This window comes from Streptomyces sp. Ag109_G2-15 (assembly GCF_900215565.1).
Lineage (GTDB): Bacteria > Actinomycetota > Actinomycetes > Streptomycetales > Streptomycetaceae > Streptomyces > Streptomyces diastatochromogenes.
The window spans coordinates 6,739,155-6,753,068 of the sequence record NZ_OCNI01000001.1 but is presented as its reverse complement, the minus strand read 5'-3'; the positions used below and the strand labels follow the sequence as shown (position 1 = coordinate 6,753,068).

Genomic DNA, 13,914 nt, shown 5'->3' with positions numbered 1-13,914 from the left:
CGCGCATCAGGATCTCCGTTTCGCGGGGCGACGTACACCTCTCGTCACGGAATCTCCCCGATCCGTGTGACGACGGGTGGGAGACGTGATGCCTGGATGTGCCCGCATGACATGAGCGCGTCGTAACAGGTAGTGGCACAACCGGTACCCTCCCGTGAAAGGATGGGACCGCCGCACACCGAAGACGGATGGAATGTCCAGGTCGGAGTGGGTGCGGCGGGCGTGTCGGACGGATTGCGGCGAAAGGACCGGAGCGTACGTGAGTGAGAATCAGAACCTCCTCGCCGAGCAGCGCCGCGCCCTGATCGTGGACGAGGTCCGGCGCCGGGGAGGCGTGCGGGTCAACGAACTGACCCGCAAGCTCGGCGTGTCGGACATGACCGTCCGCCGCGACCTCGATGCGCTGGCCCGCCAGGGCGTGCTGGAGAAGGTGCACGGCGGCGCGGTCCCGGTGGTCGAGGCGAGCACCCATGAGCCGGGCTTCGAGGCCAAGTCGGGTCTGGAGCTGACCGCCAAGGAGGACATCGCGCGTGCCGCCGCCCGGCTGGTCACCCCTGGTACGGCGATCGCCCTGTCCGGCGGTACGACGACCTACGCGCTCGCGCAGCACCTGCTGGAGGTGCCCGATCTGACCGTGGTGACGAACTCGGTGCGGGTCGCGGACGTCTTCCACTCGGCGCAGCGCACCTCGGGGCAGCGCCAGGGCGCGGCCACGGTGGTGCTGACCGGCGGGGTGCGCACCCCGTCCGATTCACTGGTGGGCCCGGTGGCCGACCAGGCGATCACCGCCCTCCACTTCGACCTGCTCTTCCTCGGGGTGCACGGGATATCGGTCGAGGCGGGCCTGTCCACGCCGAACCTCGCGGAGGCCGAGACCAACCGGCGGCTGGTGCAGTCGGCGCGCCGGGTCGTGGTGGTGGCCGACCACACCAAGTGGGGCACGGTGGGCCTCAGTTCGTTCGCCGCGCTGGAGCAGGTGGACACGCTGGTCACCGACGCGGGCCTGCCCACCGAGGCGCGGGCGGAGATCTCCGAGCATCTGCGGCGGCTGGTGGTGGCGGGCGAACCGGAAGAGGACGAGGACATCTGACAGAGCGTCAGCTAAGCTGCCCGGCGCAACGCCCCACCTTCACGAGGGAGTTCGTCGCCATGGCTCACCGTCTGCGCCCGATGGAGATCGACTTCGTCGAGACCGCCCCCGTACGGCTCGTGTTCACCCGGGACATCGCGGCCGCCCCCGACGCGGTCTTCCACGCGCTCGCCGAGGACGTGCCCGGCTGGCCGGAGTGGTTCTCGGCGGTGTCCTCGGCCCGCCCGACCGAGGGCGGGCGCGAGGTACGGCTCCGGGGCGGCACCCGTTTCCAGGAGTCGGTGCTGGTGGCGAAGGCGCCCGAGGTGTACGCCTACCGCGTCGACGTGACCAACACCCCGGGGGCCCGTGCCTGGATCGAGGAGTGGCGGCTCACCCCGGCCGACACCGGGACCCGGATCCGGATGGCCTTCGCCCTGGACGGCACGGCCGCGTTCCGCCTCGTGTGCCGCCTGGCCCGCCCCGGGGTGGGCACGGCGTTCCGGAACGCCGTGACGGCACTGGACCGGCGGCTGGGCGGATAGCGCGCGGCTGCGGACCTCGCGATCAGCACGGAGAGTGACCGGTTCGCCGCGCCCGGGCCGGCAGTCCACGGATGCGCCCCAAGCGGGCCGCACCCATGCTGGAGAGGGCCATGCAATCCGGACGAACGCGAGGAATTCCGTCATGACTGCCCAGCCCGCCATCGGCGCCGTCGTTCTGGAGCCCGCCTCCCAGGAACTGGCCGATGCCACCTCCCAGCCGCCGTTCCTGTACGAGATCGGCGTGGAGAAGGCCCGCAGGCTCCTCGACGACATCCAGGCGCAACCGATCGAGAAGCTCCCCGTCGACGAGGAGTGGGTCACCGTGCCCTTCGACGTCGACGGCGTGCGGGCCCGGATCGTACGGCCGCCGAGGGTGGCAGAGCCGCTGCCGGTGGTGCTGTACATGCACGGGGGCGGCTGGATCCTCGGCAACGCGGACACCCACGACCGGCTGGTGCGCGAACTCGCGGTCGGAGCCCGGGCCGCCGTCGTCTTCGTCGAGTACACACGCTCGCCCGAGGCCCAGTACCCGGTGGCCCTGGAGCAGGGTTACGCGACCGCCCAGTGGATCGTCCACCACGGCGCCCCGCGCGGGCTCGACGCCTCCCGGCTGGCGGTGGCGGGCGACTCGGTGGGCGGGAACATGACCGCGGCCCTGACTCTGCTGGCCAAGGAGCGCGGCGATTTCCGCTTCGTCCACCAGTCGCTCTACTACCCCGTCACGGACGCCGGGATGGACACGCCCTCCTACCGGCAGTTCGCCCAGGGCTACTTCCTCACCGCCAGGTCGATGGAGTGGTTCTGGGACGCCTATCTGCCGGAGGCCTCCCAGCGCTCGGCGATCACCGTCTCACCGCTGCGGGCGAGCCTGGAGCAGCTGGCCGGGCTCCCGCCGGCGTACGTGGTCGTCGACGAGGCCGACGTACTCCGCGACGAGGGCGAGGCCTACGCGGCCAGGCTCCGGGCCGCCGGTGTGCCGGTCACGACGGTCCGCTACGACGGGATCACGCACGACTTCATGATGCTGAACCCGCTCAGCGGCACGCAGGCCGCCCGTACGGCCGTGGCCCAGGCCGTCGCGGTGCTGCGCAAGGCCCTCGGCACCGCGGAGTGGTAGGACGCGAAGGACCGGCTCAGTCCGGCCACACGCCCGTGGCCAGCAGGGACTCGATCGCCGCCGTGTACGGGGCGATGTCCAGGCCCTGTTCCTCGAGCCAGGTGTCCGAGTAGTACTTGTCGAGGTAGCGGTCCCCCGGGTCGCACAGCAGGGTGACCACGCTGCCGGTGCGCCCCTCGGTCACCATCTCGGAGACGATCTTCAGCGCGCTCCACAGGCCCGTGCCCGTCGAACCGCCCGCCTTGCGGCCGATGGCCCGCTCCAGGGCGCGTACGGCGGCCACGCTGGCCGCGTCCGGGACCTTCATCATCCGGTCGATGGCGCCGGGCACGAAGCTCGGCTCCATGCGCGGCCGGCCGATGCCCTCGATGCGGGAGCCGCAGTCGCAGGTGACGTGCGGATCACCGGTCGTCCAGCCCTCGAAGAAACAGGAGTTGTCCGGGTCGGCGACGCAGATGCGGGTGTCGTACTGCATGTAGTGGACGTAGCGCGCGAGGGTCGCCGAGGTGCCGCCGGTGCCGGCCGTGGCCACGATCCAGGCCGGCTCCGGGAACCGCTCCAACTCCAGCTGACGGAAGATGGATTCGGCGATGTTGTTGTTGCCGCGCCAGTCGGTGGCCCGCTCGGCGTAGGTGAACTGGTCCATGTAGTGGCCGCCGGTCTCCACCGCGAGGCGGGCGGACTCCTCGTACATCTTCCGGGAGTCGTCCACGAAGTGGCACTGTCCGCCGTGGAACTCGATCAGGCGGCACTTCTCGGCGCTCGTCGTGCGCGGCATGACCGCGATGAAGGGCACGCCGATCAGCTTGGCGAAGTAGGCCTCGGAGACGGCCGTCGAGCCGCTGGACGCCTCGATCACCGGGCGACCCGGGCGGATCCAGCCATTGCACAGACCGTAGAGGAACAGCGAGCGGGCCAGCCGGTGCTTCAGGCTGCCGGTGGGGTGCGTCGACTCGTCCTTCAGGTAAAGGTCGATGCCCCACCGCTCGGGCAGCGGGAACTTGAGCAGGTGCGTGTCGGCCGAGCGCTGGTTGTCGGCCTGGACCTTGCGGACGGCATCTTTCAGCCAGTCACGGTAGGCGGCGTCGCTGCGGTCGACGTCGAGGGTGGCGCCGGTCCGGGTCTGTGGGGTGGTGCTCACGGCGGGGCTCCTTAGGCTGGGCACCGACCGCGCCTCGCGCAGCCGGCACCTCGATCATAAGCACCTTCCGCACCGCTTCCCACCTGCATAAACGCATCTTTGAGCCACCCAAAGACAGGCTGGGGCACGCCCCAGCGCGGCCCCCGGGGGCGCATTGGCGCGAGTGCTCCGGCCCCCCGTCGCAGGCGCCCCGTGCGTACTGGTGCTCCAGGCCGCATCGGGGCAGACTGCACCGGACGGGACGATCGTCCCGAACACGGGCGCACACTGGATCACGAACAGGGGCGCACTGGACCAGCAGAGCCGGTACGACCGGACACGGGCCGGATCCGGACCCACGCGGGCCGGGGTCCGGCGAGCGACGCGCAAGGGGGCGGCGAAGGATGGCGGAGCCGGAGTTCACGGCCACGGGCGTGCGGATAGGCAAGCGGATGCGTTCGCTCACCCGGGCCGGAAAGGTCCGGATCAGCGACGGCAGGGTGGAGTTGCTCAACAGCTACGGCAGCGAGATCGACAGCGCACCCGTGCAGGCGGTGCGCGCCTCCAAGCCGTGGTTCGCCCCGGAGGACCGGGCGCTGGCGGACCTCAACGGCAACCGGTACCTGCTGACGCTGGGCGAGCAGGACCCCGCTCCGGGTGAGCCGGGGCCACCGGCGGCGCGGCGGTTCATCGAAGCGGTGCGCAGGGCGGCTGGGCGCGGCGGCTGAGCCGGGCCTGACCTGGGTCTGGTCGCGGCGAGTTGCGGGAGTGCACGCGCTGCGTCACGCTGGTCTCACGTCACTCTGGGTTTACCGGCGATAACGCTGCGAACCAGCCCGCCGGCCACGACAGCAGGCGGACGTTTGGACGCAAGCACCCTGCTGGATCCGTTGTTCTCCGTGTTCCTCCGGTTCCTCCGGACCTCACATCGGGGAGTCGCAGCCGTGATCAGTCACCCAAGCAGGCACTGCACGGTGGAGCTCCAAGCCCTGCCGTCGCGGATCGGCCAGGTCCGCAGAATCGTATCTGCACAGTTGCGCTACTGGCATATGGACCCGTTGATAGACCGGGCCGCGCTCGGTGTGACCGAGCTGCTCAGCAACGTCCACCGGCATGCCCGGCCCGACAAGTCGTGCACCGTCGAGCTGGAACTGCTGGTCGACCGGCTCACGGTCTCCGTGCGCGATCACGATCCGCGCCTTCCGGTGGTGGCCGACACGACGGACGCCTCTCCCCTGGCCACCTGTGGGCGGGGGCTGGCGATGGTGGCCGCGATGAGCGAGAGCTGGGGCGCACGCCCGGACGGCGACGACGGCAAGGTCGTGTGGTTCACGCTGCCCGCGGCGCCGTCCACGGCCCAGCGACAGCCGGCCCGCTCGCCCCGTCCCGTGGCCGAGCCGCAGCCGGTGCCCCGGCTCACCGAGGTGCAGCCGGCACCGGCCCCGGTCGCCGCTGCTCCGACCCCCGTGGTGGCCCACGCCTCGGCCGCGGCACCCGCTCCCGCCCGGTCGGCTGTCCCCGGCTGACCGGGCGGTGAGTCGATCACCTGCCGCGGCGGCTACCGCCGCACTTCCGAAGGGCGGCGCCGCACGGCGTCTCACTCGGTGGCGATCGCGCGCAGTACGTCCAGGCGGGCCGCTCGACGGGCCGGGCGCAGGCCCGCGAGGGCACCTGCCGCCAGGCCGACCAGGACGACCACGGCGAGTCGGGCGGGTGGGAGTGCGAAGGCGAACGCGGTGTCGCTCGCGCCGTCGGAGGCCTTGACCAGGACCCAGCCCAGGAAGCTGCCGAGCGCGAGTCCGCCGGCCGTGCCGAATGCGGCGACGAGGACCGACTCCCAGCGGACCATGGCCCGCAGCTGGGCCCGGGTCTGGCCGACGGCCCGCAGCAGGCCCAGTTCCCTGGTGCGTTCGTGGAGCGCGAGGGTCAGTGTGTTGGCGATGCCCAGCAGGGCGATGACCACCGCGAGGGCGAGCAGGGCGTAGACGAGGGTGAGCATCATGTCGATCCCGCCGGCCGAGGACTGCGCGTACTCCTCCCGGGTCTGCACCTCGGGGTTGCCGTACCGGGCGGCCGCCTTCCGCACGGCAGCCTTGCCCGCGTCGGCGCTCACGCCGTGCTCGAAGGTGACGGCGATCAGCGTGTCGGCGTCCTGGGTGCGGTGCGGCGCCCAGGCGGCGCGGGTGATGACGTAGTCGCCGGCGAGTTCGGACTGGCCGTAGACGGCACGGACGGTGAAGTTCTGTGTCCTGCCGTCGGTGAAGGTGAGCCGGGCCGTGTCGCCGGTGTGCAGACCTTGGCGGTCGGCCTCCGCACGGGTCAGCGCGATGCCGTCGGTGCCGAGGTCGCGCAGGGATCCGGTGACCGTGCCGAGGTCGAAGGTGCGGGCGAGTGCGGCCGGGTCGGTCACGGTCAACGCCCGCCCCTTGCCGTCCACTTCGGCGACCCCGCGGCCGAGTCCCACCGCGGTGTCCACCTCGGGCAGCCGCTGCAGGGCCGGGGCGAGCCGGGGGCTGAGCCCGCTGCCGCCCGCGCCGAACGAGGGCGTGCTGACGGCGACGTCGCCCGCGAAGGACCGGGACACCGTCCGGTCCATGGTGGCCTTCAGCGAGGCGCCGAACACGGTGAACAGCGACACGACGGCCACGCCGATCATCAACGCGCTCGCGGTGGCGGCCGTCCGCTTCGGGGTGCGCAGTGCGTTGCGCCGGGCGAGGGCGCCGGTGACACCGCGGACCCGGTCCAGGGGTGCGCCGAGGAGTCGTACGGCCGTGGTGGCGGCGACGGGGCCCAGCACCACGAAGGAGACCAGGGCCAGCAGCGCGCCGAGGCCGGCCAGCCACACGGACGGTGAGACGAGAACGCCGGTGAGGGCCGCCGCGAGAGCCGCCGCGGCGAGGACTGTTCCGGCGACCGCGCGGAAACGGGACGCGCCGGAGGAGTCGACGGCCGTCTCGCGCAGCGCGGCCAGCGGGGCGGTGCGGCCGGCCCGTACGGCGGGCAGCAGCGCGGAGCCCAGGCAGACCACGATGCCCACGGCGAGCGGCAGGGCCATCGACAGCGTCTTGATCACCAGGTCGCCGTCGGGGAAGGGGAATCCGATCGCCGGGAACAGCGCCTGGAGCCCGGCGGCGATGCCGATGCCGCCCGCGAGCCCGGCACCCGAGGCCGTGACGGCGACGCCGCAGGCCTCGGCCAGAGCGGCCGCGGACACCTGGCGGCGGGAGGCGCCGAGGGCGCGCAACAGGGCGTTCTCGCGGGTGCGTTGGGCGACGACGATCGCGAAGGTGTTGTGGATGGAGAACGTGGCGACGAGCAGCGCGACGCCGGAGAAGACGAGCAGGAAGGTCGTGAAGAGGGTCAGGAACTGGCTGGAGATCATGTCGTTGTTCTCCTGCGCCGACTGCTGGCCGGTGATGGCCTCGACCCCCTTGGGCAGCACGGGAGTCAGCCGCCGGACCAGTTCCCGCTGGCTCACCCCGGGGCCGGCCCGCACCTGGATGCTCGCCGCCCGGCCGGGCCGCGCGGTGAGGTACTTCTCGGCGTCGGCCTGGGTCATGCCGGTGAAGGTCACCTGGGCCATGCCGTCCTGGCCGCCGAAGGTCGCGAGGCCGACGATGGTCACCCTGACCGGGTCCGGGGTGCGCAGGGTGGTGGTGTCACCGATCTTCAGGCCGCCCTTCTTCGCGGCTCCCCGGTTGACCACGACCTCGCCGGACCGCGCGGGGAGGCGCCCCTCGGCGAGCTGGTACGGGTTGAGCTTCGGGTCGGTGATCCAGTTGCCGGCGAGGGTCGGCGGGCCCTGACCGCCGACGGGCTTTCCGTCGGTGCCGACGAGTTGACCTGCGCCCTGGATGTTCGGGGCGGCGGCCGCCACCCCTGGGACGCGCTCGACGGTCCGCACCAGCGAGGTGCCGACGGGCCGTCGTACGCCCTGGGCCTCGCCGGGTGTGGTGATGGCGTCGGCGCCGCGTACGACGGCGTCCGTGCCGCTGGTGGCCTCGCCGAACATGGAGCCGAAGCTCGCGCGCAGCGTGTCGCCCATGACCAGGGTGCCGGCCAGGAAGGCGACGCCGAGGAACACGGCGAGGAACGTGCCGGCGAAGCGCCGCCGGTGTGCGCGCAGCGAGGTGAGGCTGAGCCGGAGCGATGCGTTCATGACCGCACCTCGAAGGCCTTCATGCGGTCCAGGACCTTGTCGGCGGTCGGGGACGCCATGCGGTCGACCAGCCGCCCGTCGGCGAGGAAGAGGACCTCGTCGGCGTGGGCGGCGGCCACCGGGTCATGGGTGACCATGACGACCGTGCGGTCCATCTGCCGTACGGCGCGGCCCAGGAGGGCGAGGACCTCGCCGCCGGAGCGGGAGTCGAGGTTGCCGGTCGGCTCGTCGGCGAAGACCACGTCCGGGCGGCCCGCGAACGCCCGCGCCACGGCGACGCGTTGCTGCTGTCCGCCGGACAGCTCGGAGGGCCGGTGGTGCAGCCGGTCGCCGAGCCCGACGACGTCCACGAGCGCGTCGATCCATTCCCGGTCGCCCCGCCGTCCGGCGAGGTCCAGGGGCAGGGTGATGTTCTCCGCGACGGTCAGCGTCGGCACCAGGTTGAACGCCTGGAAGACGAAGCCGACCCGGTCGCGGCGCAGCAGGGTGAGACGGCGGTCGTCCAGCGCGCCCAGCTCGGTGTCACCAATGTAGGCGGCCCCCGAGGTGAGCGTGTCGAGGCCGGCCGCGCAGTGCATCAGGGTGGACTTGCCGGAGCCCGAGGGGCCCATGATCGCGGTGAAGCGGCCGGCGGGGAAGCCGACGTCCACGCCGTCCAGGGCGCGTACGGCGGTGTCGCCACGGCCGTACTCCTTCACCGCGCCCACGACGCGGGCCGCCGTGCGCAGCTCGGTCGTCGTGGTCATGCCGCACCACCCTTGCCGAGGCGGCCGAACTGCTCCTCCAGGACGGAGAGGCGGCGCCAGTACTCGTCCTCGTCGATCTCGCCGGAGGCGAAGCGGCGGCCGAGGACCGCGAGCGGCGAGTCGCCCGCCGGGCGTGCGCCGTCCATGGGCCGCCAAAGACCGCCGCGGCCGCGCCAGACGGTGCGGCGCAGGAAGGTGACGGCGCCGATCACGACGACCGCCCAGATCAGCGGGAAGAACAGGATCCACGGGCCGGGTCCGCCGTCCCAGTTCGCCAGGGTCTGCATGTCGGTTCAACTCCCTTGTCGGCAGGGTCTTCGGGTGATGCCACGAGAGTCCCTCCGGCAGGGGGTGCGGGTCGTCGTGCGGCCGGCGGCAGTACGCGTACCCCTGCGGGAGTACGACGAGGGAACGCGGCTGCTCCCTGGGGACTGGCGGATTGTAACTACTAGTATGTACAGTCCTCTCATGAGCACCTCGGAGCGACTGATCGAGTCCACCCGCGAGCTGCTGTGGGAGCGCGGCTACGTGGGCACGAGCCCCAAGGCGATCCTGGAGCGCGCGGGAGCCGGCCAGGGCAGCATGTACCACCACTTCAAGGGCAAGCCGGACCTGGCGCTGGCGGCGATCCGGCGGACCGCCGAGGAGCTGCGGGCGACCGCCGAGGGCGTGCTCGACGGGCCGGGCACACCGTACGAGCGCATCGAGGCGTATCTGCTGCGCGAGCGCGATGTGCTGCGCGGCTGTCCGATCGGCCGGCTGACCATGGATCCGGACGTGATCGCGAGCGACGAGCTGCGCGCGCCGGTGGACGAGACGATCGCGTGGATCCGCGCGCGGATCGCCGGGATCGTCGAAGAGGGCAAGCGGCAGGGGCAGTTCGCGCCAGGCCTGGACGGCGAGGAGATCGGCGCGGCCGTCCTCGCGACCGTGCAGGGCGGTTACGTCCTCGCGCGTGCCTCCGGCTCCCCCGCCGCGTTCGACGCCGGCGTCCGTGGCCTGCTCTCCCTGCTCGCACCCCGAACTCCCTGACTGGAGAACCGATTTCCGTGCACATCACCAGACGGCGTCCCGACAGCGTGCAGGGTCCGGCGGAGAACTTCACCGGCTCGGTGTGGCTGGACGAGATAGCCGCACCCGCCGCCCCGTCCCGGCTGCGCCTGTTCAACGTTCACTTCGCGCCCGGCGCGCACACCGCCTGGCACCGGCATCCGCACGGCCAGGTGCTGCACGTCCTGGAGGGCGAGGGGCTGGTGCAGCGCAAGGGCGGTGACGTGGAGGAGATCCGTGCGGGCGACACGGTGTGGATCGAGCCGGGCGAGTGGCACTGGCACGGTGCCGCGCCGCGCACCTTCATGACCCACCTGGCGGTCGTGGAGGCCGCGGCGGACGGCACGACGACCGAGTGGCACGAGCACGTGACCGAGTACCCCGCCTGAGACACGTGACCAACTCCCCCACCTGAGAAGGGAATCGCGACATGCACGCCATGCAGTACGAGTTCACCCTCCCCGCGGACTACGACATGGGCGTCATCCGCTCCCGCGTCGCCCGCGTCGCGCATCTCCTGGACGACTGGGACGGCCTCGGCATCAAGACATACGTGCTGCGCGAACGCGGGGTGCACGGCTCGCCGGTGAACCAGTACGGGCCGTTCTACCTCTGGAACACCATGGAGGGCATGAACAGCTTCCTCTGGGGAGGCGCCTTCCAGGGACCTGTCGACGACTTCGGGCGGCCCGCGATACGTCAGTGGACAGGCCTGGCCTTCGAGGAGGGCGCCGCCGCCGGCTCCTCCGCCGCGTATGCCGTGCGGCGGCGCCGACCGGTGCCGGACGGCGTGGAGTTGGCCGCGTTCATGGCGGACGCGGCGAGCGAGACCGGGCGGCTGGCCGCGGAGAACGGGGCGGTGCTGGCTGCGGCCGCGGTCGACACGCGCGCGTGGGAGGTGGTCCACTTCTCTCTCTGGGCGCACGACACGCCCAAGGCCGAGGGCGACGTGTTCGAGGTGCTGCACCTGTCGGCGCCCGGGCGGGGTGACCTGCCGCGCGGGCGGCAGTGGTGAGCACGGTCCGTACGGTCCTCGGTGACATCCGCCCCGAGGAGTTGGGCGCGTGCGACACGCACGACCATCTCTTCCTGCGCAGCCCGCAGTTGCCGGGCCAGGAGCTGGACGACGTGCCCGCCGCACGGGCCGAACTGGCGGCGTTCCGGTCGGCGGGTGGAGGGGCGGTCGTGCAGTGGACGCCGTACGGCATGGGCCGGCGGACGACGGACCTGCCGGGGCTGTCCCGGACCACGGGGGTGCACCTGGTCTGTGCGACGGGGCTGCACCAAGCGGCGCACTACGCCCCGGAGTTGCTCGACGGGCTGCGCGGCGGACTGTCCGAGCTGTTCGTCACCGAGCTGACGGAGGGCATCGGCACCTCGGGGGTCCGGGCCGGGCTGATCAAGGTGGCGGGCGGCTTCCACGCCCTGGACGCGCACGCCCGCTGGACGATGGCCGCGGCGGCCGAGGCCCACCGCGCCACCGGTGCGCCGATCGCCGTCCACCTGGAGCTGGGGACCGGCGCACTGGACGTACTCGACCTGCTGTGCGGCGAGTTGGGTGTGCCGGGGCACCGGGTGATCCTCGGGCACCTCAACCGCTCCCCCGACCCGGTGGTGCAGCGCGAGGCCGCCGCCTCGGGGTGCTGGCTGGCCTTCGACGGGCCGTCCCGCGCCCACCACGGCACCGACTGGCGGATGCCGGAGGCGGTCCGGGCCCTTGCGGAGGCCGGGTACGGGGACCGGCTGCTGCTCGGCGGGGACACGGTGGTCGCCGGGGCCCGGTCGGTGGACGGCGGGCCCGGGATGCCGTACCTGCTGCGCCGGGTGCGGCCGCGGTTGGCGGAGGCGGTGGGGGCGGGCCTGGTGGACCGGATTCTCATGGAGCATCCGGGGCGGGCGTTCGCGGTCGACTGGAAGTGACCGGCCGGTGGCCCGATCGTGTGGACCTTTGTCCCTCGGGACGGTTTCGGCGTCAGCGGCGGTCCGGAGGATGGGAGTCGGTACACCGCCGACCGGCTGCCCGAGGAAGTGAGACTGCCATGGCCCTGGAGATGCGCGACCGCTGCGAGCGCTGTGAGACCGCCGAGCTGCCCGCGGACGGTCCGGCGCGTATCTGCTCGTACGAGTGCACGTTCTGTGTGGCGTGCGGTGAGGCGATGGGGCAGATCTGTCCGAACTGCGGTGGGGATCTGGTCGCCCGGCCCCGGCGTGTGGCGTCGTAGGTCCGGGCCCCGTTCCGTTGTCAGTGCCGCTGGCTAACCTGCGCGTATGACCTCGACCGATGATGACCGCCGTTTTCCCGTCGCGCTCGCCGCGGCCCTTGCCCAGCCGTTCGAGTACGACGACGGGGACGGGGTCGACTTCGAGCCCTTCGACGCGTTCGTCTCCGCCGAGGAGACGACCGACTGGTTCCGGTCGTGGACCGGCAACAAGGAGGTGAGCGGCGATGCCTTCCGGGTGTTCGGCATGGACGGCACCGGAGGGTACGCGGCGTTCTGGCTGGTCCGCCCGGGCCGGGAACTCGCCGACCAGCCGGTCGTCTTCCTCGGCTCCGAGGGCGAGACCGGCGTCGTCGCGCGTGACCTGTCCGACCTCCTGTGGATCCTGGCCGACGGCGTCGGCCCCTTGGAGGCGATCGACGCCTACGACACGGGCATCGACTCCCGCCCGAACGTCGAACTGACCGCGGTGGCCGAGCGGTTCGCGCCCGAACGCAGGCAACCGGCCGCGACGCTGGTAGGGCTCGCCCGCGAGGAGTTCGGCGGCTTCGAGGAGGAGATGGCCCGGCTCTGCCGGTGAACCGGTGGCGCGGTCGGAGGCAGCGCGGGCGTCCCCTAGGCGACCCCGACCAGCGCCCCCAGGGGATCGTCCAGTACCGGCTGCCACGCCAACTCCGCCGCGCCGACCAGGCTGTTGTGGTCCAGGGTGCAGGGCAGGATGGGGACGCCGCCGCTCTGGCCCCACAGGCTGCGGTCGGCGACGACCGCGCGCAGGCGTTCGGGGTCGGCGTCGAGGAGGGTGCGGTGCAGGCCGCCGAGAATGATGCGGTCGGGGTTGAGGATGTTGACCAGGCCGGCGAGGCCCAGGCCGAGGCGGTCGATCAGGGCCTCGGCGGCGGTGCGGACGGCCGGGTCGGCGTACTGGGTGCGGAGCAGGTCGTTGGCCTGCTGGAGCAGGGAGACCTCGGGGCCCGGCTCGCGGCCCGCCTCGATGAGAAGGGCCAGCGGGTCCGCCTCGACGTCCAGGCAGCCCCGGCTGCCGCAGTGGCAGGGGCGGCCCTCCGGGTTGACGGTGAGGTGGCCGACCTCCAGGGCCAGGCCCGAACTGCCCGTGTGGAGGCGGCCGTCGAGGACCAGGGCCCCGCCGACGCCCCGGTGTCCGGTGGCCACGCACAGCAGGTCCCGCGCGCCCCGGCCCGCACCGTGCCGGTGTTCGGCGAGCGCGGCGAGGTTGACGTCGTTGCCCGCGAAGGCGGGGCCGGTGATGCCCGCGGCGCGGACGCACTCGGCGAAGATCCGGCGGACCGGTGCCCCCACCGGCCAGGCCAGGTGGAGGGGGTTGAGGGCCAGGCCGTCGGGTTCGGCGACGGCGGAGGGGACGGCCAGTCCGGCGCCGACGCAGCGGCGGCCCGTCGTAAGGAGGAGTTCGGCGCCGGCCTCCACCACGGAGCCCAGCACCTTCGCCGGGTCGGCGTCGACGGTCTCGCAGCCGGGCGCGGTCGCCACGATCCGCCCGCCGAGGCCGACCAGCGCGGCCCGGAACCCGTCGGCATGGACCTGCGCGGCCAGCGCGACCGGGCCGTCCTCGGCGACCTCCAGCCGGTGCGAGGGGCGCCCCTGGGAGCCGGCCGCCGCGCCCGGCCGGGCGTCGACCCGGATCAGCCCGAGCGCCTCCAGCTCGGCTGCCACCGCCCCGGCCGTCGCCCGGGTGACCCCGAGTTCGGCGGTGAGCACGGCCCGGGTCGGCGCCCGCCCCGTGTGCACGAGCTCCAGCGCGGGTCCGAGCGCACCGCGCCCCCGGTCCAGCCGCGCCCTCGAGGTGGTCCCTTCCCCCGCCTTCCGGGGGTCCGCCGTGCCGCTCATGAGGGTGAGTCTCCCATGATCCGCAG

16 protein-coding genes are annotated in these 13,914 nt (G+C 72.7%); 11 read left to right on the top strand and 5 right to left on the bottom strand.

Annotated features, from left to right (window positions below):
- The first annotated feature begins 259 nt into the window (after positions 1-259).
- The 3 genes from CRP49_RS30410 to CRP49_RS30400 all read left to right on the top strand — a co-directional run bounded on the left by CRP49_RS30410 (position 260) and on the right by CRP49_RS30400 (position 2,731).
- Positions 260-1,090 carry a DeoR/GlpR family DNA-binding transcription regulator gene (locus CRP49_RS30410; protein WP_094221866.1) on the top strand — a complete coding sequence of 277 codons (831 nt, stop codon included), beginning with the start codon at positions 260-262 and terminating at the stop codon, positions 1,088-1,090.
- 59 nt (positions 1,091-1,149) lie between these two features.
- The gene (locus CRP49_RS30405; RefSeq protein ID WP_097256225.1) at positions 1,150-1,614 is read left to right on the top strand and encodes an SRPBCC family protein; all 465 of its coding nucleotides are present in this window, start codon (positions 1,150-1,152) and stop codon (positions 1,612-1,614) included.
- Positions 1,615-1,756: 142 nt separating this feature from the next.
- Complete coding sequence (locus CRP49_RS30400) at positions 1,757-2,731, top strand: alpha/beta hydrolase (RefSeq protein WP_257033529.1); 975 nt, start codon at positions 1,757-1,759, stop codon at positions 2,729-2,731.
- 16 nt (positions 2,732-2,747) lie between these two features.
- Here CRP49_RS30400 and CRP49_RS30395 read toward each other — a convergent pair whose 3' ends face one another.
- Positions 2,748-3,872: a PLP-dependent cysteine synthase family protein gene (locus CRP49_RS30395; protein ID WP_097256224.1), complete on the bottom strand. Its 1,125-nt coding sequence runs from the start codon at positions 3,870-3,872 to the stop codon at positions 2,748-2,750.
- A 383-nt stretch (positions 3,873-4,255) separates the two neighbouring features.
- Between CRP49_RS30395 and CRP49_RS30390 the strand changes: the two genes are divergently transcribed.
- Positions 4,256-4,579, top strand: a complete 324-nt coding sequence (locus CRP49_RS30390; protein WP_094221863.1) for a hypothetical protein — start codon at positions 4,256-4,258, stop codon at positions 4,577-4,579.
- 216 nt (positions 4,580-4,795) lie between these two features.
- Positions 4,796-5,377, top strand: coding sequence for an ATP-binding protein (locus tag CRP49_RS30385; RefSeq protein WP_257033528.1), 582 nt, complete (start codon positions 4,796-4,798; stop codon positions 5,375-5,377).
- Positions 5,378-5,448: 71 nt separating this feature from the next.
- On the opposite strand, the gene CRP49_RS30380 is transcribed toward CRP49_RS30385, so the two are convergent.
- From CRP49_RS30380 to CRP49_RS30370, 3 genes are read right to left on the bottom strand one after another with little or no spacing between them, the layout of a single operon-like run.
- Complete coding sequence (locus tag CRP49_RS30380; RefSeq protein ID WP_097256222.1) at positions 5,449-8,010, bottom strand: ABC transporter permease; 2,562 nt, start codon at positions 8,008-8,010, stop codon at positions 5,449-5,451.
- A complete protein-coding gene (locus CRP49_RS30375) occupies positions 8,007-8,756 on the bottom strand; it encodes an ABC transporter ATP-binding protein (protein WP_097256221.1) in 750 nt (249 codons plus the stop codon). The genes CRP49_RS30380 and CRP49_RS30375 overlap by 4 nt, the downstream gene beginning before the upstream one ends.
- Positions 8,753-9,043, bottom strand: coding sequence for an SHOCT domain-containing protein (locus CRP49_RS30370; protein WP_097256220.1), 291 nt, complete (start codon positions 9,041-9,043; stop codon positions 8,753-8,755). Before CRP49_RS30370 ends, CRP49_RS30375 begins: the two co-directional genes overlap by 4 nt.
- Positions 9,044-9,224: 181 nt before the next feature.
- On the opposite strand from CRP49_RS30370, the gene CRP49_RS30365 reads away from it, so the two are divergent.
- From CRP49_RS30365 to CRP49_RS30340, 6 genes are all read left to right on the top strand, one after another.
- A complete protein-coding gene (locus CRP49_RS30365; protein ID WP_244202195.1) occupies positions 9,225-9,788 on the top strand; it encodes a TetR/AcrR family transcriptional regulator in 564 nt (187 codons plus the stop codon).
- 17 nt (positions 9,789-9,805) lie between these two features.
- On the top strand, positions 9,806-10,195 hold the full coding sequence (locus tag CRP49_RS30360; RefSeq protein ID WP_097256218.1) for a cupin domain-containing protein: 390 nt from the start codon (positions 9,806-9,808) through the stop codon (positions 10,193-10,195).
- A gap of 41 nt (positions 10,196-10,236) precedes the next feature.
- Positions 10,237-10,821, top strand: a complete 585-nt coding sequence (locus tag CRP49_RS30355) for a DUF4865 family protein (protein WP_097256217.1) — start codon at positions 10,237-10,239, stop codon at positions 10,819-10,821.
- On the top strand, positions 10,818-11,726 hold the full coding sequence (locus CRP49_RS30350) for a phosphotriesterase (protein ID WP_097257619.1): 909 nt from the start codon (positions 10,818-10,820) through the stop codon (positions 11,724-11,726). Before CRP49_RS30355 ends, CRP49_RS30350 begins: the two co-directional genes overlap by 4 nt.
- A gap of 119 nt (positions 11,727-11,845) precedes the next feature.
- The gene (locus CRP49_RS30345) at positions 11,846-12,028 is read left to right on the top strand and encodes a DUF1272 domain-containing protein (RefSeq protein ID WP_097256216.1); all 183 of its coding nucleotides are present in this window, start codon (positions 11,846-11,848) and stop codon (positions 12,026-12,028) included.
- A 46-nt stretch (positions 12,029-12,074) separates the two neighbouring features.
- Positions 12,075-12,605 (top strand): SMI1/KNR4 family protein, encoded by a 531-nt coding sequence (locus tag CRP49_RS30340; protein ID WP_097256215.1) that lies wholly within the window; start codon positions 12,075-12,077, stop codon positions 12,603-12,605.
- A 35-nt stretch (positions 12,606-12,640) separates the two neighbouring features.
- Here the strand turns inward: CRP49_RS30340 and CRP49_RS30335 are convergent, their stop codons facing one another.
- Positions 12,641-13,888 carry an ROK family protein gene (locus tag CRP49_RS30335; protein WP_097256214.1) on the bottom strand — a complete coding sequence of 416 codons (1,248 nt, stop codon included), beginning with the start codon at positions 13,886-13,888 and terminating at the stop codon, positions 12,641-12,643.
- Between the last annotated feature and the right edge of the window lie 26 nt (positions 13,889-13,914).